General features: G+C 51.1%; 16 protein-coding genes and 1 pseudogene. 8 read left to right on the forward strand and 9 right to left on the reverse strand.

Annotated features, from left to right (window positions below; genetic code table 11):
* Window positions 1-37: 37 nt before the first annotated feature.
* From LOK74_RS09310 to LOK74_RS09335, 6 genes are all read left to right on the forward strand, one after another.
* Window positions 38-1,081 carry a YkvI family membrane protein gene (locus tag LOK74_RS09310; RefSeq protein WP_230046360.1) on the forward strand — a complete coding sequence of 348 codons (1,044 nt, stop codon included), beginning with the start codon at window positions 38-40 and terminating at the stop codon, window positions 1,079-1,081.
* Between the two features lie 299 nt (window positions 1,082-1,380).
* Window positions 1,381-2,847 (forward strand): spore germination protein, encoded by a 1,467-nt coding sequence (locus tag LOK74_RS09315; RefSeq protein ID WP_230046361.1) that lies wholly within the window; start codon window positions 1,381-1,383, stop codon window positions 2,845-2,847.
* Between the two features lie 15 nt (window positions 2,848-2,862).
* A complete protein-coding gene (locus LOK74_RS09320) occupies window positions 2,863-4,035 on the forward strand; it encodes a Ger(x)C family spore germination protein (RefSeq protein WP_230046362.1) in 1,173 nt (390 codons plus the stop codon).
* Window positions 4,036-4,052: 17 nt separating this feature from the next.
* Entirely contained in the window at window positions 4,053-5,144 is a 1,092-nt protein-coding gene (locus tag LOK74_RS09325; RefSeq protein ID WP_230046363.1) for a GerAB/ArcD/ProY family transporter, read from the forward strand.
* A gap of 2 nt (window positions 5,145-5,146) precedes the next feature.
* Complete coding sequence (locus LOK74_RS09330; RefSeq protein ID WP_230046956.1) at window positions 5,147-5,365, forward strand: hypothetical protein; 219 nt, start codon at window positions 5,147-5,149, stop codon at window positions 5,363-5,365.
* 355 nt (window positions 5,366-5,720) lie between these two features.
* Window positions 5,721-5,918 (forward strand): substrate-binding domain-containing protein, encoded by a 198-nt coding sequence (locus tag LOK74_RS09335; protein WP_230046364.1) that lies wholly within the window; start codon window positions 5,721-5,723, stop codon window positions 5,916-5,918.
* A gap of 20 nt (window positions 5,919-5,938) precedes the next feature.
* Here the strand turns inward: LOK74_RS09335 and LOK74_RS09340 are convergent, their stop codons facing one another.
* Window positions 5,939-6,154: a hypothetical protein gene (locus LOK74_RS09340; protein WP_230046365.1), complete on the reverse strand. Its 216-nt coding sequence runs from the start codon at window positions 6,152-6,154 to the stop codon at window positions 5,939-5,941.
* A 193-nt stretch (window positions 6,155-6,347) separates the two neighbouring features.
* Between LOK74_RS09340 and LOK74_RS09345 the strand changes: the two genes are divergently transcribed.
* Both LOK74_RS09345 and LOK74_RS09350 read left to right on the forward strand, forming a co-directional pair.
* Entirely contained in the window at window positions 6,348-6,881 is a 534-nt protein-coding gene (locus LOK74_RS09345; RefSeq protein ID WP_230046366.1) for a helix-turn-helix domain-containing protein, read from the forward strand.
* 295 nt (window positions 6,882-7,176) lie between these two features.
* Window positions 7,177-8,457 (forward strand): methyl-accepting chemotaxis protein, encoded by a 1,281-nt coding sequence (locus tag LOK74_RS09350; protein ID WP_230046367.1) that lies wholly within the window; start codon window positions 7,177-7,179, stop codon window positions 8,455-8,457.
* A gap of 214 nt (window positions 8,458-8,671) precedes the next feature.
* Here the strand turns inward: LOK74_RS09350 and LOK74_RS09355 are convergent.
* From LOK74_RS09355 to LOK74_RS09390, 8 genes and pseudogenes are all read right to left on the reverse strand, one after another.
* Window positions 8,672-9,199, reverse strand: a pseudogene (locus LOK74_RS09355) (class II fructose-bisphosphate aldolase); the annotation flags it as partial.
* Between the two features lie 175 nt (window positions 9,200-9,374).
* Window positions 9,375-10,835 (reverse strand): CoA-acylating methylmalonate-semialdehyde dehydrogenase, encoded by a 1,461-nt coding sequence (locus tag LOK74_RS09360; protein ID WP_230046369.1) that lies wholly within the window; start codon window positions 10,833-10,835, stop codon window positions 9,375-9,377.
* 22 nt (window positions 10,836-10,857) lie between these two features.
* Window positions 10,858-11,868: a 5-dehydro-2-deoxygluconokinase gene (gene iolC / locus LOK74_RS09365; protein WP_230046370.1), complete on the reverse strand. Its 1,011-nt coding sequence runs from the start codon at window positions 11,866-11,868 to the stop codon at window positions 10,858-10,860.
* A gap of 20 nt (window positions 11,869-11,888) precedes the next feature.
* Complete coding sequence (gene iolB / locus LOK74_RS09370) at window positions 11,889-12,707, reverse strand: 5-deoxy-glucuronate isomerase (RefSeq protein WP_230046371.1); 819 nt, start codon at window positions 12,705-12,707, stop codon at window positions 11,889-11,891.
* Between the two features lie 16 nt (window positions 12,708-12,723).
* A complete protein-coding gene (gene iolE / locus LOK74_RS09375) occupies window positions 12,724-13,659 on the reverse strand; it encodes a myo-inosose-2 dehydratase (protein WP_230046372.1) in 936 nt (311 codons plus the stop codon).
* Window positions 13,660-13,677: 18 nt separating this feature from the next.
* A complete protein-coding gene (iolD, locus tag LOK74_RS09380; protein WP_230046373.1) occupies window positions 13,678-15,612 on the reverse strand; it encodes a 3D-(3,5/4)-trihydroxycyclohexane-1,2-dione acylhydrolase (decyclizing) in 1,935 nt (644 codons plus the stop codon).
* 72 nt (window positions 15,613-15,684) lie between these two features.
* The gene (locus tag LOK74_RS09385) at window positions 15,685-16,527 is read right to left on the reverse strand and encodes a sugar phosphate isomerase/epimerase family protein (protein WP_230046374.1); all 843 of its coding nucleotides are present in this window, start codon (window positions 16,525-16,527) and stop codon (window positions 15,685-15,687) included.
* A 22-nt stretch (window positions 16,528-16,549) separates the two neighbouring features.
* Complete coding sequence (locus tag LOK74_RS09390; RefSeq protein ID WP_230046375.1) at window positions 16,550-17,551, reverse strand: ABC transporter permease; 1,002 nt, start codon at window positions 17,549-17,551, stop codon at window positions 16,550-16,552.
* Window positions 17,552-17,553: the final 2 nt, after the last annotated feature.

The following is a 17,553-nucleotide window of genomic DNA, read 5'->3' on the forward strand; positions in this document are numbered from 1 at the left end:
AAAATAGTACCAGAAGGATGAAAAGGAGAGAGTTGTGATGCAGGACTGGGGGAAAAGCATTCAAGTGGCTGCTACCTATATCGGAACGATCGTAGGTGCCGGTTTTGCCAGCGGCCAGGAAATCCTCGCCTTTTTCACCTCTTATGGTGTCTGGGGTACGGTAGGGATTGCCCTTACCACCGGGTTGTTCATGTGGTTAGGCTATAAGATGATGCGAATTGCCCGCGAGATCGGTTCCCCATCGTACGAATCGTTTAACAAAGCGATGTTTGGGCCCCTGTTCGGACGGGTAATCAATCTGATCGTCTTCATTACTCTGCTTGGCGTGACGACGGTGATGCTGGCCGGGTCGGGAGCTATTTACGAAGAACAGTTTAGGCTGCCTTATCTGATCGGCATTTTGGCAACCATTGGCCTCGGCATGATCGCACTGAATAAAGGATTGGACCGCTTGCTCGTGGTCAACTCGATCGTGGTCCCTTCGATGCTGCTATTTTCTTGTCTGATCCTCTTTTCCAGCCCAGCAACCTCTCCTGTCATGCCAGAGGAACTGCCGACACAGTACGGCTTTATCTGGGAGTCGATTCTCTATGTCTCGTTTAATCTGGCCATGGCCCAATCCGTATTAATTCCGATGGGGTATCAGATCAAGAATGTGCAGGTCTTAAAGAACGGGGCGATCATAGGTGGTCTCGGCCTCGGTTTCATGCTGATCGTGGCCCATATCGCGATGCTATCTCATTGGAACGATGTCCGCCTGATGGACATCCCGATGGCATTCATCACGGAGCAGTGGAATGACTATCTGGGTTTGTTCTTCATCATCGTACTCTATGCCGAGATCTTCACCACCCTGATCTCCAACGTCTACGGCATCACCGAGCAACTGCGGGAAATCTTTACGCTGGAAGAGAGAACGATTCATGTAACCTTGTTTACCGTCAGCTTCGCCTTCTGTCTGTTTGGCTACTCCCAACTACTGCTCTTTCTGTACCCGCTGTTCGGCTATCTCGGGTTGGCGACGCTTTTGCGGATCAGTGTGTACCGTCGCAGAGGAGGCGCGCATCCTGTCGGTCTTTAGGCAACGATCCATACAGCAATGAGCAATGCGCTTTTTCAGAGTGAGGCACCAACCACTTCCGATCCACCGAGTAACGGGCAAACCCGAAGCCAATGTGATCATATATCCTGCCCCGATACATGGAGTCCACGTTTTTTTCCACCATCCCGACTACCGACGGTTGATTTTCCAGGATCCCGTACCGCAGCAGGAACAGCAGATTGTGAATGATAAAAACAGCGACTACCATTGGAATAAAAATCCACCTAATAGGAAAAATAAAGATGATGATGGGATTTGATCAATCCGGAGGTTCGTCGATGGCAAGAAGAAAACAAAACCAATCGATCCGGAACGATTTTTTCGGAGATATTCAATCAGCCCTTGGATTTCCGCTGGATTTGGTCTGCCGGTCCTTGTTTGTCCAAGAGGAACAAACCGTGCAGTGCGTTTATCTGGAATCGATGGTCGATAAAAAAACGATTGATGATTACATTTTGAAATCGTTCACGAAAAATACGTTTGCCGAAGGGGAAGCGCCCCGTTCGACCGAGAGCGGTTTTTTGCACGTATTTTCTTTTTCCGATCCGTATGAAGAGTTGCGGGGACATGCCGTAAAAGCACTCCTTGCAGGTCATTGCGTGCTGACCGAATTTGCAAGGGAACGCGTTTGTCTCATCAACGTGACCAAACCCAGGCATCGCCCAATTGACGAACCGAAAGCGGAGTCGACTGTTCGTGGGCCACATGAAGGGTTTACGGAGAGCATTCTGACCAATGTGGGGCTTGTCCGCAAAAGAATCCGCAATCCGTTTCTCCGGTTTGAAAAGATGTACATTGGCAGTCAAACCGGGACGACTTTGCTTATGGTGTACATGGAGAACCTCGCCCCGGATTCGCTGGTTCGGGAAGTGCGAGACCGGCTGTCGGCCATCCGGACCGACAGCGTGCTGGAAAGCACTTATGTGGAGGAATTTATCCAGGACCGGATTACCTCTCCTTTTCCAACGTTGACCAACAGCGAGCGCCCCGATATGGTAGCTGCCCAGTTGCTGGATGGTAAAGTGGCCGTGATGGTGGACGGGACGCCCAGCGTCCTGCTTGCCCCTATGACGTTTTTTGAGTTTTTCAGTTCCCCCGAAGATTATTATCAACGGGCGGATATCGCCACCTTTGTTCGCTGGATTCGGCTGATCTCTTTTATTATGTCCGTGTTCATTCCTTCCTTGTATGTCGCGGCCACGTCGTTTCATCAGGAACTGATCCCGACCCAGTTGCTGATCAGTTTATCCGCCCAGCGGGAAGGGGTTCCCTACCCCGCTTTATTCGAAGTGTTGATTATGGAAGTCTTGTTTGAAATCATTCGGGAAGCGGGGCTGCGTATGCCCCGGGCGGTCGGACAGGCACTTTCGATCGTGGGGGCAATTGTGTTGGGTCAGGCGGCGGTGGAAGCCGGTCTTGTATCCGCCGCGATTGTCATTGTCGTTGCCGTTACCGGCATCGCCAATTTTGTCGTTCCGGTTTACAGCTTCGGCATGTCCCAACGTCTGCTTCGCTTTTCATTCCTGCTGTTGGCCGGTTTTATGGGGTTATTCGGCATTCTGTGCGGCGCTCTCTTTCTGGTCGCCCATCTGGTGTCGCTCAAGTCATTTGGCGTTCCGTACATGACCCCCGCCGCGCCGTTCAAAGGAGCCGGCTGGAAAGATGTGCTGGTGCGGCTGCCCCGGCCCTGGCTGTATCCGAACCGTCTGCCCGGATATATTCGGAACCTGAAAAGAAAAAGGTAACTTGGAGGAGCACACATGGCCTACCGGTATGCAGCGGGCCTGTTCATCCTGATGATGTTTACCACTCTGCTTACGGCTTGCTGGGACAAGACGGAGATGAACGAACTGGCGCTGGTCAGCATGGTGGGGGTGGACAGCGATCCGGACAGCGGCAAAAAAAAGGTGTATTACCAAATCATCAACCCGTTAAGCGGCACTTCCGCCAGAGGAACGCCGGGAGGCGAACAAGCCCCCGTCTACACCTACGAAATCAGCGGATCGTCTTTTGGGGAAATCAAATCAACCGTCTACCAATTGCTGCCCCGCAAATTATTCGTCGCCCATTATGAAGTGTTGCTCGTTTCCCAGCGGGTCGCCAGACAAGGCATCCGCGATATTGTCAACTTTATCGAAATGCAACCCAACGGCCGCTCGTCGGTCCCGATGCTGATCGTCGACGGACCGATATCTCAGGTCATGAAAACATTTACTCCCCTGGAGCGGGTGCCGTCTGACGCGATCGATTCCAGGCTCAAACTGCTGATCCGCAATTCGCTCCTGGTGGGAAAACATATCAAGGTCAATGATGTCATTGAACGGATGGAAAAGTCGGATACGATCGTATTGCCGTTGATCGCCGGAATGAAGGAGTCACCTTCTTCCAACAGCGGGGAAACGTCGGCGGATATCGACGCCAATCAAAACAACTTTATCGTCGGAGGCGGGGCGGTTTTCCGGGATTACCGCATGGCGGGCAAACTGAATGATGCACAACTGGTCTGGTATCATTTGCTGAATGGCGATCGAGGTCGCCACGTGCGGCGGTTTCAGGTGGAGGGAAAACAGGTATCCGTAGAATTGAGACTGGTTCGCATAAAACGTGAGGTCTTTTGGAAATCCGACCAACCTGTCCTCCAGATCCGCCTGGACCTCGAACTGTCCACCGCCTTGGCAAGCGAGTTCATCCCGCATTCCCGGAATGAGGTGGAGAGGCTTGAGAACAGACTGGATCAAATCATAGCAGACGAGTCGCTCGCCTTTTATCAAATGACACGGGAGCGGGGCTGGGATCTGCTAAGAATCAGGGACTTGTTGCGTAAACAGACGCCAAATCATCCGGACATCGACAGGGCGGCGAAAAACGCGGAAGTCATGATTCATGTAAACACCCGGCTGTTGAGAACGGTCAGCATAAGTCAACCTTATTAAGGAACAGGATGAGGCCAATGATTTCCCGCTTCCAGTTTTATCTGCTGACGATCAACTATATACTCGGAACCACCCTTTTCGTGCTGATCCAACGGCTGGTCACACAGGCGGGACAGGATGCCTGGCTCATGCCCATGTGGGCAGGAAGTTTTGGCTTACTCGTCGGTCTGTTCTGGATCTTGCTTTTCCGATATTACCCGGGCAAAAGTCTGGTGCAAATCCCGATGGATGCGTGGGGACGTCCTCTGGGAATATTTGTTGCCGTCCTGTACTTTCTTTTCTTCTGTAATCTGGCCGGATGGGTCCTGCGAAATTTAAGCGATTTTATGAATGCAACCCTCATGCCGGAGACGCCGAAAAGCATGCTTCATGTCATGTTTCTGCTTGTCGCCTGCTATTCGGTCGCTCACGGAGCGGAAACGATCGGACGATTGAATCAGGTCATCACTCCGTTTTTGTTCTTCCCGTTCTGGCTTGTTCTGTTGCTGGCGACGGTGAATTGGGATTGGGAAAGACTTCAGCCCGTATTCCATTCCGACCTGGGCGCCATCCTGCAATACCACTCCTTTATTGGTTTTCCGTATATGGAAACCATTGCGCTCACGATGTTGTTCCCGCTGGTCAAACAGGGGGCAGGCCGCCCCATTTTGCTTGGTATGTTGACCGCTTCCGTTTCGCTCAGCTTGACCATGTTTATGATTATCGGTTTATTGGGTGTGGAAAGGGCTTCCCGGCTTACTTTTCCGGTGTATACGGTCGTGCAGGAAGTTTCGATCGGCGAGGCGATCATCAACATCCATTCCATCATCTCCGTCATTTTGCTGATACTGATTTTCATCAAGCTGCTGGTACTGATCTACGGGGCTTACGAAACGCTGCGTCAAGTATTTCGTCCCAAAACCCGCTGGCCTCACTTTCTGGGTTTGACGATTTTGTTGTCGGCCACCGCCCTGTCCATCTATGAAAACCCGATCCAAAACGGGGAATGGAATGTAAAATATACATTCATATACGACAGTTTCTTTGTTCTGCTGATCCCCTTTTTGTTGCTGGTGACAACATGGGCCAAACGCAGGTTCGAGAAACGAATCAAAAGGAGGATGAATTGAACATGTTGATGCTTCACATCCTGCTGGCGCCTTTGATAGGTATCCCGGTTTTGGGATTGCTTCGTAAGAAACTTTACCGGGATGCGGCAGTTTTTGGGGCTGTATCTGTTATCGGATACGGATTATGGGTTTGTGTCGTCAATCAGCGTCCTTTTATCATTACGATTTTTATTGCGAGAATGATTGAGATGTTAAAATCCATTACAACTGTGATGATATAAACGTAGAATGGGGATGATGCGTGTTGGAGCTGATACGGTGACCTCTCCTCGGCTAATCGATTGGGTTTAATGCTTGTTGCCATGGAGCACCTGTCTGGTTCCTGTCATCGCAGCGAGTCGGATAACCTCAGTCGATGCAAGCGAATGGCATCATGATAATTTGGAGATGCAAACGTTCCATTTTCTATGTCCCTGGCGAGGATTTTATGCGCGATTGCTACTTGGCGCATGGGCGCTTCGGGTTCTTCCTCTCCCCCGAAAAGCGTAGTGCTTGTATTCCGCGATGTTAGCAAGAATGTATACTGCTACCGGCGTAGAACAAGGCCAACAACAGAAGTAGGAGCAATGGAAAACGTTGCTTCAGCTTGCCTCCCTGGGTATGGGAATTACCCTGACCTCCAAAAGGATTGCGGAGCAGTTCAAGGCTACAGATTATTTCGAACTGCCCCCAACGTATCGATATGTCGAGAAATATTTGGTGACACGACTGCATTATGAGCTCTCACCACTGGAAAAGCAGTTCGTCGAAACAAGCCAACGTTCCTTTGCCTAACTGCTCCTCTCCGTAAATGCTCAGCTCTGTGAAGGCGCGATACAGAATTGCTGTGTGATTTTCTGTTTTATCTCGTTGACAGGGTAATCATCAGGAAAAGTCGATATCATCAGCATCGCCCCATGCAGAGTGGAGGAAAAATAGAGAGAGCGCAAACGCCAATCGCTCACCCCCAGTTTGGCGAACATCTCGCACTGCACTTCAAGCCGTGCGTATATTTTCTTTCGTTGCTTCACGAATACGATCATTCTCTTCCCGGGTACGAGGCTTTTTACTAGTAGAAACGGTAACGATAAAAGGCAGTCTGCCATCGGATGGGCATACTGCCTTCTTACTTGTTGGCTGCCTGCCTCTTGACCGTACCCTGAGGGAACAGGGTAAGCTTTTAGCATAGGTGTATCACTTCATTGAGAAAGGAAGGATTTTCTTATGCTGATGGGAGAGATCGCAAAGCGTACTGGCTTGACCAAGAAGGCGATCTGCTATTATATCGAGCAAGGCCTTCTCCATCCTGTCGGTGAAACAGAGAGCGGTTATCGGCATTTTACCACCGAAGAACTACAGAGGTTATTGATGATTAGAGAGCTGCGGGAGCTGGAGCGGTTTAAGCTGCCTGCAGAGATGGAAGGGTTATTTGACCTCTTGTCCGACAGCACCATCGAGGAGTTGATCGAACAAAACCGCAAACAGGCCTTGGAGTTGCTCGCCGCTTCGCCGGAAAAGCTGGCCGCGATCGCTGACCGTCTCCGCGAGCACTTGCACAGTCAACCCAACACCCTCTCCCAGCTCGCCTCTATGATGCGGGACAGCAAGCGTGTTCTCTCCCAAGCCGGGTATTACGAAGAGATTCCCCCTTTGATGAAGCGGATCAGCCCCCTCTATGCCGAATACGTAAACAGACTGGAACAACTGCAGGAGCGGTTGCCGGTTCAATTAGGGGAACAGGGCTATCACCTCCTCTAACCGCAAGTGATTTTAGCATCGCATCATGCGTTAAAATGATCACGCAGCATGGGAGTGATTTCCCGCATGGGAGTTGAAATCGAACCAGGAAATGGTGCGATCGATGGCGTACCGGTAACCGTTGATTACGATGGCAGAGGGCAAGATCGGGTTCTATTCATGAAGGAACTGCGATAGGTGGGATGAGGCTTGTGTGAGAAAAATCACACCATTTTCCAGTGCATTCTGTTATCTTTGAATTGAAATCATGTATCTTTCTTGAAATCAAGCTGGGAACAGAATGGGGTCGAACGAGATGGCAAAACCGAAATATAGTGTGGTTAAGAAAATGGTATGGGGCATTACCGGGGTTTCCGTTATCACCTATGGGACGAGTGCGTTTTGTATCTTTACGTTGCAAGATGTGTTGAACCCCTACATCCCTGAGTGGCTCTTCATCTGGATCACACTTGCATTGGGTGTTTTCTGGACTGGTTTCTTGGGATGGCTTGCGGCCAGATGGTTCGTCCGACCGCTGCTGCAACTGACAGAAGCGGCCAACAGCGCCTCCGCGGGAAACTTGCGTGTTGAGATCATTCCGCATCAATCGGATGATGAACTGCGAGCACTCGGTCTATCATTTGCTCAGATGATCCAAAATCTAAGAAAAATGATTGATGGCATTTCAACCAACTTCATGGCAACCGATGTCCATGTGGATGAATTAAGAACAGTGATTGGACAAGCTGCCTCTCACGTGGAATCGATCACTGCGACGATTGAAGATATCGCACAAGGAGCTGAGCAGCAATCGAAGTCTTCAGAAGCGATGTACGCTTCCGTCGAGCATATGACGAAGATCACGGATGAAATCAATGAAAAAGCTAGTACGGCACGAAATGTGACAAGTCAAATGGTGGCAACGATTGAGGATCACACCAGCGTGATCCAATCATTAGTGGACGGCATGCAAAAACTGGCCGCCTCCAGCCAAGAATCGATTGAGGTCGTCCGGTGTTTGGAACGAAACGCACAAGAAATAAGCGAAATATCCGGAGTTGTCGGTGAACTTGCCAACCAGACCCACTTGCTGGCTCTTAATGCTTCCATTGAAGCAGCGAGAGCCGGCGAATACGGAAAAGGCTTTGCGGTTGTGGCAGAAGAAGTGAAAAAACTGGCCGGACAAAGTTCTCAGGCTGTTCATGATATCAATCAACTGATCAGTCAAATTCAGTCCGAAGTAAGCAACACCGTACAGAAAATAGCGGAGCAAAGTGATGTGGCCAAGCAGGAATCGGCCCACGGTGAAACGGCTGCTGTGGCCCTCCAACAGATCGCGGGAGAAGCCGAGAAAGTGGCGCAAACCGTGAATCATATCGCTTCCATGGTCTCCTACCAAGCGGATCAAGTACAGAGCGCCTTTCACGAAGCGCGTGACGTAGCTGACATTGCCTCCAAAATATGTCTGGGTGCAAAAGGCGTGTTCGCTTCCACCCAGGAACAAACAGCCGTGATGGAAGAAATCGCAGCATCGTCAGAGATCTTGCGAGAGCAGTCCAAAACATTAAAGCAGCAAATCGAGTATTTCCATGTGTAAGACAGCCGGTATCCGCCCCTAACCATTCGCCTTGGCAAGAAAGCGCAGCATGCGGCTGATTAGCGGTGGAACGACCGAACCTTGGCCTGTGGGACCTCTTCCCGTTCCCGTAACGGTTGGACAACAAGGGCAGCATGAAAAACACCTGTTTGAATGGCTGTTCGACCAATGCTTCATGCCATGCAAACAGGTGTTGAAACGTCCAGGCAACTGGTTACTGATAGGCTGTTGACACGGTTACCAGCTTGTCTGCCTGTCCTGAAGAACCAAACTCTCTCATTTTTTGTTTTACAGTGTCTTGGATCGCTTCTCTGGCCGCTCCCAGGTAGGTGCGTGGATCATACAGCTTCGGTTGTTCCGCCAGTACCTGCCAAATGGCCCTGGTGGCGGAGATTTGATTTTCTGTATTAACGTTGATCTTGGCCGTGCCCAAAGCGATCGCACGCTGAATATCCGGAAGCGGAATTCCGGTACCGCCGTGCAGCACGAGCGGCACTCCTGTTAAGCGCCGAATCTCCTCCATCTGAGCAAATCCAAGCCTGGGCTCCCCCTTGTATGGTCCATGGACCGATCCGAGGGCTGGTGCGAGACAATCAACCCCTGTCTCGCGCACCAGACGCGCACACTCTTCCGGGATTGCGTACATCGCATCCGCTTCAGCTACGATGATGTCATATTCTTGTCCCCCGATTCTGCCCAGTTCTGCTTCCACGGAAACGCCGAGCGCATGGGCAAACTCAAGGTTATTCAGGTTGAAATGACCCACGGCATACGTTTCGGCAAGGGCGTGTCCAAGGATTTCTTTCATGGAAACCAATGCCATGTATCGCCACTCTCCTTTCCCACGAAATTACGATGTGTAGCTATAAGGGAAGAGAGAGCACCAAGCTGATGCAAACCTGGTACTCTCTGCTCAATTACCAGCGGGCTGTCACCATCTTTTTGCGTGTGTAGAACTCTACGCCATCCGGTCCGTTGGCGTGGAGATCGCCGTAAAAGGAGTTTTTCCATCCCGAGAACGGGAAGAAGGCCATCGGTGCGGGCACACCTAGGTTTACTCCCAACATGCCGGCATCGATTTCTTCCCTGAATTGACGTACGTTGCTGCCATCTTTGGTATAGATGCAAGCGCCGTTGGCAAAGGGTGACTGGTTGGTTACCTCTATTGCTTCATCCAGCGAATGGACACGCACGATCGATAAGACAGGTGCAAAAATTTCCTCCTTCCAGATCGTCATATCCGGGGTGACCTGATCGAAAATCGTGGGCCCGACAAAATAACCTTGTCGGTCAGCCGCTGCCTCTTTACGTCCATCGCGGATCAACAGCGCTCCCTCTTGGTCCCCGATTTCGATATATTTTACGGTTCTTTCTTTATGTGAATCGCGAATCACCGGTCCAAGAAACACCCCTTCATCCAACCCGTTTCCGATCGTAATCTGGTCGGCGGCTTGAACCAATTTTTCGATCAGGGGTTCAGCAATCTCTCCAACCGGTACCACAACAGATGCTGCCATACATCTCTCACCGGCTGAACCATAGGCGGCATTGATGATCTCCTTGACTGCCAAATCCAGGTCTGCGTCCGGCATCACAATCGAATGGTTCTTCGCCCCGGCCAATGCTTGAACACGTTTCCCTCGTGCGGCACCGGTACGATACACATACTCGGCAACCGGTTGTGAGCCGACAAAAGAGATCGCTTTGACCCCAGGGTGTTCCAGCAATCCGTTTACCACATCATGAGCGCCATGAACGATGTTGAGTACTCCATCCGGAAGTCCAGCCTCCTGAAATAATGCTGCCAGACGGTTCGCCAATAAGGGGGTGCGCTCGGACGGCTTTAACACAAAGGTGTTTCCGCAAGCGATGGCGAGCGGGAACATCCAGCACGGAACCATCATCGGGAAGTTGAATGGCGTAATTCCTCCGACCACGCCAACCGGATAACGGTACATCCCGGATTCAATATTCGTGGCAATATCGGGAAGCTGCCTGCCCATCAGTAGCGTTGGAGCACCTGCTGCAAACTCTACGCATTCAATCCCGCGCTGTACTTCGCCGTATGCCTCTCCGTAGCTTTTGCCGTTCTCCAAGGTTACCAGGCGAGCCAGCTCTTCCCAATGTTCAACCAATAGTTGTTGGTATTTAAACAGGATGCGCGCTCTCCGCGGAACAGCCGTTTTCCTCCAGCTTTTAAACGCTTCCTTTGCCGCTTCCACCGCCCGATCCAAATCTTCTCGGTTGGAGATCGATACATGGGCCAGCACCTCTCCCGTTGCGGGATTTGGTACGGCTTCGATTTTGTCGGAAGTGGACACCATCCATTGGCCGCCGATAAAGTTTTTTACTGTTTGCCCTTTCGTGTCTGTAGACATGTCTCTCTCCCCCTCTATTTTCCTATTTCATGACCCATTTTCTACTTTTGCACATCGCCATATAATCGTCGATTTGCTGTGCTGTTGGCATCGCATCTGAGCAACTGTGACTGGAAATGACGATAGAAGCGGCGGCTGCACCGTACTCCATGGCTTTTGGGATCTCCCACCCGTTCATCAGTCCGTATATAAACCCTGCAGCGTAGGAGTCCCCGGCGCCAAATGTTTTGATCACATTGGCCGGAAAGGTAGTTCCCCTATAGGCTTCTCCCTCTTTCGTGTAGGCAATGGAGCCATCTTTGCCGTGTTTGATCACGACAATCCTGGCGCAGTGGTCAAACCATTTGTTCGCTGTATAGCGATCATCGTGATTTCCATTTTGTTCGAAGCATTCCATCAGATCAAACTCTTCACGGGTTCCAATAATGACATCGCATTTCTCAGCCGCCAGATTGTAGTAAACCGCCGTCTCCTCTGGCGAAGTCCACGTATAGGGCCGGTAGTCGATGTCAAAGAAGACGACTACCTTGTGTTTTCTGGCATAATTCAGAGCCAGAAATACGGCTTCACGGGATGGGCTGTGAGCCAATGCTGTGCCTGAAATCAAAAGCGCCTTTGCTTTTTGGATGTAGGCCTCGCTAACATCTTTTGGTTCCAGCTTCAAGTCGGCTACATTATCGCGGTACATGAGAATACTGCAATCGGTCGGACTTTTGATTTCTGTGAAAGCAAGTCCTGTAACACTTCCCGTCCGATCCGTGATGACGCAGGAGGTGTCGATTTGGTTCTGATGCAGGTAGCGGACGATAAACCGCCCCATCTGATCATCAGCCACGCGGCCAATAAACCCTGTCTTCATCCCTAATCTGGACAGCCCAATCGCAATATTGGCCGGTGAGCCCCCCACATATTTCGTGAAGGTGACCGTTTCTTCCATCGGGCGATTGATCTCATTGGCGTTTAGATCGATACACAGGCGTCCCATCGCGATAAAATCGAGCGGTTTTTCGCCGTCAAACGTTACGTGATTCATCCGCTTTCCCTCCTTTCACACTACTTTGCCGCCAGTTTACTGGTCATCACCCACTCGTGATCCGGATCGTTCTGAAACTTCCAGGTACGGACCGGGCCCGCCATCACGTTCAAGTAGTAGACTTCGTAACCAGGTGGAGCGGAAACAGGATGGTAACCCTTGGGCACCAATACCGTATCGCCGTTCTGGACGATCAGCGTTTCATCCAGAGAACGATCGTCCGTGTAGACTCGTTGTACGGCAAATCCGTGACCGGGATTTACTTTGTGATAATACGTCTCTTCCAGATAGGATTCATCAGGCAGGTTGTCTTGATCGTGTTTGTGCGGAGGATAACTGGACCAGTTTCCTTCCGGCGTGAACACTTCTACTACCAGCAAGCTGTCCGCCGGTTTTTGTTCGGGAAGGATGTTGTGAATCTGTCTTTCGATGTTTCCAGCTCCCCTGATCTCGACACCTACGTCTGCAGGAGCAAGTAGCCGGGCAGGGTATGTTCCCTTGCCCGGCGCGCGGCATACGGCCAATTCCAGATCCGTAACCGCCTCTATTGAAAACGAATCTCCGGCAGGTACATAAGCGGAATAGGGGGGAATCTTTTCGAACACATTCATCCGCTGTCCGATGTTCTCCCATCTTTCTCGGTTGGTAGAGAGATGAGCGATTCCCGCCAGGAGAACAAGGCAGACCTCCTGATCAGCCGTTTCCTTTTTCAAGACTTGCCCTGGCTTCAGCGTGTAGACTTCAAAGCCGATATACTGCCACCCGGCGGATTTCGGGGTAATCGTCAACACGTTGCCTTCGTGATTGGGTCTTAGGCTGGGGACAATCAATCTGGACATGCTTCTCCACCCTTTCCTATCCTTGACACATCGCTTTTACGGAGACGACGGTCGCGTCCAGGTACTCCTTTGCCAGTTTGGCGTACGTGTATGGATGAGCAACCGCGGGATCTTGTTCGGCTTCCACAATGACCCAGCCATCGTAGTTTCGCTGGACAAGTTCCCGAAATATGGGCGCAAAGTCAATGCAGCCATCTCCTGGAACGGTAAACATCCCTTTTAGCACCGCCGTGCGAAAATCGATCTGCTCCCTTCTGACCGTCTCCAAAATGTCACGGCGGACATCTTTTACATGGACGTAGCTGATCCGTTCATAATATTTCTGCAGAAGTTCCAGCGGATCATACCCGCCATACAGCGCATGGCCTGTATCGTACAAGAGATGGACCAGCTCGGGGTCCGTTGACGCCAGCAAGCGATCGATTTCGTCTACTGTCTCTACCGCTGTGCCAGCGTGGGGATGGTAGACAAGCTGCATCCCTGCTGCTTGGGCGAGTGTAGCCGCACGATGAAGTCCGTTCACCAGGTTTTTCCACTCTTCATCCGTAAATCTTTTGACATCTTTTGTTCCGGGAGGGCGACGTGGATCCCAATGCATGGAACCACCCATTTCACATACGATCACATGTTCACAACCCATTTCCTTCAGATATTTCACCCAATTGCCGAAGGAGTGGAGCTCCTCATCCAGTCGATCTGCATCCGTAAACAAAGTCCCAACGAATTTGCTTGCCAACTGAATGCCGTACTCCGCCAATTTTTCCTTCAGAGCGGGGGGATCTTGCATGAACAAGCGCCCCATCTCGGTTGAGATGTACCCCAATGAGGCCATCTCAGACAAGACCTGGTCTTGCGAATAGTGATCGCCGAGACCAGAAATATCATCGTTTACCCAACTGATCGGAGCGATCCCGATCCGGAAGTGGTTCCTGGTCGTTTGCTCCACTGCCATCGTTTCCACCTCTTCAAACTAGTATTTTTTTGCCTTTTTCAGATGGCTTTCTTTTTCCAGATAGGCGGCATTGACCTTGGGATTTTGCGAAGTGCCTGCTATCCCAACATGCCACCACGATTCATACCCAATGGTCATCGTCTTCGGGAGTACTTTTATATCGATCAGCGTAGAGACGGTTTGCTTTTTGGCATCTTCAAGGGCTTCTTCCAGTTCTTTCAGCGTTTGCACCGAGTAAGTCTGGATGCCGTATCCGGCTGCGCTTTGCGCAAAATCAATCTTGATGAACGGGCCGTCCAGCCGACCGGTATCGGGATTGCGGTAGCGGAATTCCGTGGCAAAGCTGCCCGTCCCATTATCCATTTGCAAGTTGTTGATGCATCCGAAGGAGGCGTTATCAAACAACAATACATTGATTTTTAGGCCTTCCTGGATGCTGGTGATCAATTCGGAATGCAGCATGAGATAGCTGCCATCCCCCACCAAGGCGTATATTTCTTTGTCTGGTTCAGCCATTTTGACGCCAAGCGCTCCAGATATCTCATAACCCATGCAGGAATAGCCGTATTCCATGTGGTAGGTATTGGGGCGACGAGACTTCCACATTCTTTGCAAGTCGCCGGGCAGGCTGCCAGCAGCCCCGATAATGATTGCATCTTCAGGGATGCGGCGATTGACCAACGCGATCACTTCTGTTTGGGTCAGACAGGATTGATAGGTGTCGATGAACTCCGGCAGTACTTCATCCAGATGACCCGCCACCTCGGGGGTAAATCCTTCAGGGCGATAACGCACCTGGTACAGGCGATTCAATTCCCTCTCCCATGCCGTCTTGGCCGATTGGATTTCTTCCGTATAGGCGGAACGGTATCCGATCCGCTCCAATTCCGACTCCAATGCCTCAAGGGCTCGTTTCGCGTCAGCTACGATCTTCACAGAATCCAACTTGGCAGCGTGGTACTCGGAAACATTGATCGTCAGGAACTCTACCTCCGGATGTTGGAACAATTGTTTGGAGCCAGTTGTAAAATCCGAGTACCTGGTCCCAACCCCGATCACCAGATCAGCTTCTCTGGCGATCAGATTGGCTGCCAGGTTACCGGTTACACCGACTCCACCCAGATTCCACGGATGATCGCTTTCAATCGCACTTTTTCCAGCTTGCGTTTCGGCATATGGGATGTTGAATTTCTCCGCGAACCGCTTTAATGTTGTGGCAGCTTCCGAGTATCGTACACCGCCGCCGCAGATGATCACAGGTTTTTTCTTCCTTTGCAGCAGTTCCACCGCATCTTGTATATCCGCTTCATTTGGCACACGCCGTTCGATCCGATGTACCCGTTTGCGGAAGAAATAGGCGGGGAAATCATAAACCTCACCTTGCACATCTTGAGGCAAGGCAATCGTTACCGCCCCCGTATCCGCCGGGTCAGTGAGGACACGCATCGCATGGATCATCGCTGTCATCAATTGTTCCGGTCGGTTGACTCGGTCCCAGTATTTGCTGACCGCCCGAAAGGCATCGTTCGTCGTGATCGTTGCATCATGGCAGCGTTCGATTTGCTGCAGGACAGGGTCAGGCTGTCTGGTGGCAAACGTGTCTCCAGGCAGCAGCAGGACAGGAATATTGTTGGCTGACGCGGTTGCTGCCGCCGTCACCATATTGGCTGCTCCCGGACCGACAGAAGAGGTGCAGGCCATGATTTGTTTGCGATGTTTTTGCTTGGCAAATGCAACCGCTGCTTGTGCCATGCCTTGCTCATTTCTCCCCTGGTACACCTGGAGATCTCCCGGGTTCTCTTCCAATGCCTGGCCCAATCCTAATACATTACCGTGGCCGAAGATGGTGAAAACGCCTTTGACAAACCTCTCTTCTTTCCCGTCAAACTCTACATACTGCTGATGTAAAAACCTCACCAACGCTTGCGCCGTGGTTAACCTGATCAGATTCATTCCGAACCTGTTCCACCTTTCCGTAAGGGGATACGCTTCACATGGACTGCCGAACAGTCCTGCTTGCCTCCTTCATCTTGTTTGCCTTGAAAAATGGCTGCGGATCACTCTCTCCGTCGTTTCTTTGCCCACTCGAATCGTTTTCTCCACATCCCATGCCCAGTACTCCGGTCGGAATAGCTCGATCGACGCCATTTCCCGGTAGCCGATCTTCTTGAGGGCGGCCAGGATGCCGTCCAGATCGATCGCTCCGGTGCCAGGCCATACCCTGTGATGATCCCGCAATGCGCCCGCAGGCAGATCTTCACAGTCGTCGATGTGGAAGACAAAGATTTTGCCGGGGTCCGCGCTCTGCAAATCTTGCAGACGCGAATTCATCGCATGAAAGTGGAAGCAGTCGAGCACCATTCCAACATTCTCCCGGTTTGCTTCGCGAACAATCTCATAGGCCTGCGCAAATGTATTGACTGAACAGGTGGGATAGCCGCAAAATTCCAACGCCAGTCTCATACGATAAGGTTCAGCTTCTGCTGCCAACTCATGCAGCACGCGAACCGTTTCTTCTCTAATCTCTGTTTTGGTTCGATCACCGATGTCAAAGGTGGGGACGACGACGATCGTTTTACAGTGGATGATGTCACCGATCTCCAACAAAAACTGGAAATCCTCCTTGATTTGCCGGTACCCCTCATCGTCTCTGAACGTGATGAACTCCAGGGCATTAAAGGCATAAGGCTTGATCCGGTTCTGGTCAAAGAAGTTTTTCAGATCTTGCACGGTATATCTGGTCAAGTAGTCCCTGAGCTTATCCAGCCTGATCTCAATGTAATCGTAGCCGTACGTCTCACACAGCGTCAGATCCTTTTCCAGCGTCGACTGCTTCATCGTCGTCGCCTGGTTGAAAGCAATTTTCATCTCAACTCTCCTGCCGTCTCCCCTAGGATTTTCTGTTTTTCCGGGCATCGATCAGCACCGCCGTGACAATGATCGCCCCTTTTAAGATTTGCTGCCAGTACGAGGATACGTTTAACAGATCAAGCCCGTTGTTCATGACCCCGATGATGAGCGCCCCTATAATCGTACCGCCAACGGTTCCAATCCCTCCGGTAAGGCTGGTACCGCCAATGACCGCGGCAGCAATCGCGTCCAATTCATACATCACACCTGCGGTAGGCTGGCCTGAAGCAATCCGCGAAGTCAGGATGATACCAGCAATCGAGGATAACAAACCGGCGTAACCGTAAATCAGGATCTTGTACTTTTCCACATTGACTCCAGCAATAATGGCAGCTTGTTCATTGCCACCGATCGCATAAACGTATTTGCCAAACTTGGTTTTGTTCAGCTGGAGATACGAAACAAAACCGACCAAGGCAAAGATGATAATCGGTACCGGTAGACCGAGGATCGCACCTTGACCGATGAACTGGAACGGCTCCGACAAGTTCCCGATCGGCCTACCGCCGCTGAACAGCAAAGCGGCACCTCTGGCAGCTGTCATCATGCCCAGGGTAACGACAAAAGGAGCAATTTTCCCTTTGGCAATAATCGTTCCATTAATCGCGCCCGTAAGCAGCCCTACACCCAGACCGATTGCAACAGCGAGCAAAACAGAACTGTCTGGCTGCGCAAAACTGGCTACGATCACTGAGACAAGCGCAATGACGGAACCCGAGGATAGATCGATTCCCGTCGTGATAATGACCATCGTGACCCCGATCGCCACAATGCCGATGACGGACATTTGCCTCACGATATTGAGCAAATTGCCGGTTGTAAAAAAGGTAGGTGAGAGAATAGCCATCAAAATGATTAAGGCGATCAGGATGAACAGCATTCCGTAGCGACTGAGAATATGCGATACGATCCCTTTCCAATCGCTTTTTTTGGATGCTTCGGACTTTTCATGGTCCTTTGCAAGTGTAACATCACCGTTCATCT

Origin of the sequence: Brevibacillus humidisoli, from assembly GCF_020923435.1 — a bacterium.
Classification (GTDB): domain Bacteria; phylum Bacillota; class Bacilli; order Brevibacillales; family Brevibacillaceae; genus Brevibacillus_E; species Brevibacillus_E humidisoli.

What these genes read in the sequence shown, in the direction of transcription:
- LOK74_RS09350 (WP_230046367.1), top strand. Translation starts at nt 7,177, where the DNA reads ATGGCAAAACCGAAATATAGTGTGGTTAAGAAAATGGTATGGGGCATT.
- LOK74_RS09345 (WP_230046366.1), top strand. Translation starts at nt 6,348, where the DNA reads ATGCTGATGGGAGAGATCGCAAAGCGTACTGGCTTGACCAAGAAGGCG.
- iolC (WP_230046370.1), bottom strand. Translation starts at nt 11,868, where the DNA reads ATGAATCACGTAACGTTTGACGGCGAAAAACCGCTCGATTTTATCGCG.
- iolD (WP_230046373.1), bottom strand. Translation starts at nt 15,612, where the DNA reads ATGAATCTGATCAGGTTAACCACGGCGCAAGCGTTGGTGAGGTTTTTA.
- LOK74_RS09315 (WP_230046361.1), top strand. Translation starts at nt 1,381, where the DNA reads ATGGCAAGAAGAAAACAAAACCAATCGATCCGGAACGATTTTTTCGGA.
- LOK74_RS09325 (WP_230046363.1), top strand. Translation starts at nt 4,053, where the DNA reads ATGATTTCCCGCTTCCAGTTTTATCTGCTGACGATCAACTATATACTC.
- LOK74_RS09330 (WP_230046956.1), top strand. Translation starts at nt 5,147, where the DNA reads ATGTTGATGCTTCACATCCTGCTGGCGCCTTTGATAGGTATCCCGGTT.
- LOK74_RS09320 (WP_230046362.1), top strand. Translation starts at nt 2,863, where the DNA reads ATGGCCTACCGGTATGCAGCGGGCCTGTTCATCCTGATGATGTTTACC.
- LOK74_RS09390 (WP_230046375.1), bottom strand. Translation starts at nt 17,551, where the DNA reads ATGAACGGTGATGTTACACTTGCAAAGGACCATGAAAAGTCCGAAGCA.
- LOK74_RS09360 (WP_230046369.1), bottom strand. Translation starts at nt 10,835, where the DNA reads ATGTCTACAGACACGAAAGGGCAAACAGTAAAAAACTTTATCGGCGGC.
- iolB (WP_230046371.1), bottom strand. Translation starts at nt 12,707, where the DNA reads ATGTCCAGATTGATTGTCCCCAGCCTAAGACCCAATCACGAAGGCAAC.
- iolE (WP_230046372.1), bottom strand. Translation starts at nt 13,659, where the DNA reads ATGGCAGTGGAGCAAACGACCAGGAACCACTTCCGGATCGGGATCGCT.
- LOK74_RS09385 (WP_230046374.1), bottom strand. Translation starts at nt 16,527, where the DNA reads ATGAAAATTGCTTTCAACCAGGCGACGACGATGAAGCAGTCGACGCTG.
- LOK74_RS09310 (WP_230046360.1), top strand. Translation starts at nt 38, where the DNA reads ATGCAGGACTGGGGGAAAAGCATTCAAGTGGCTGCTACCTATATCGGA.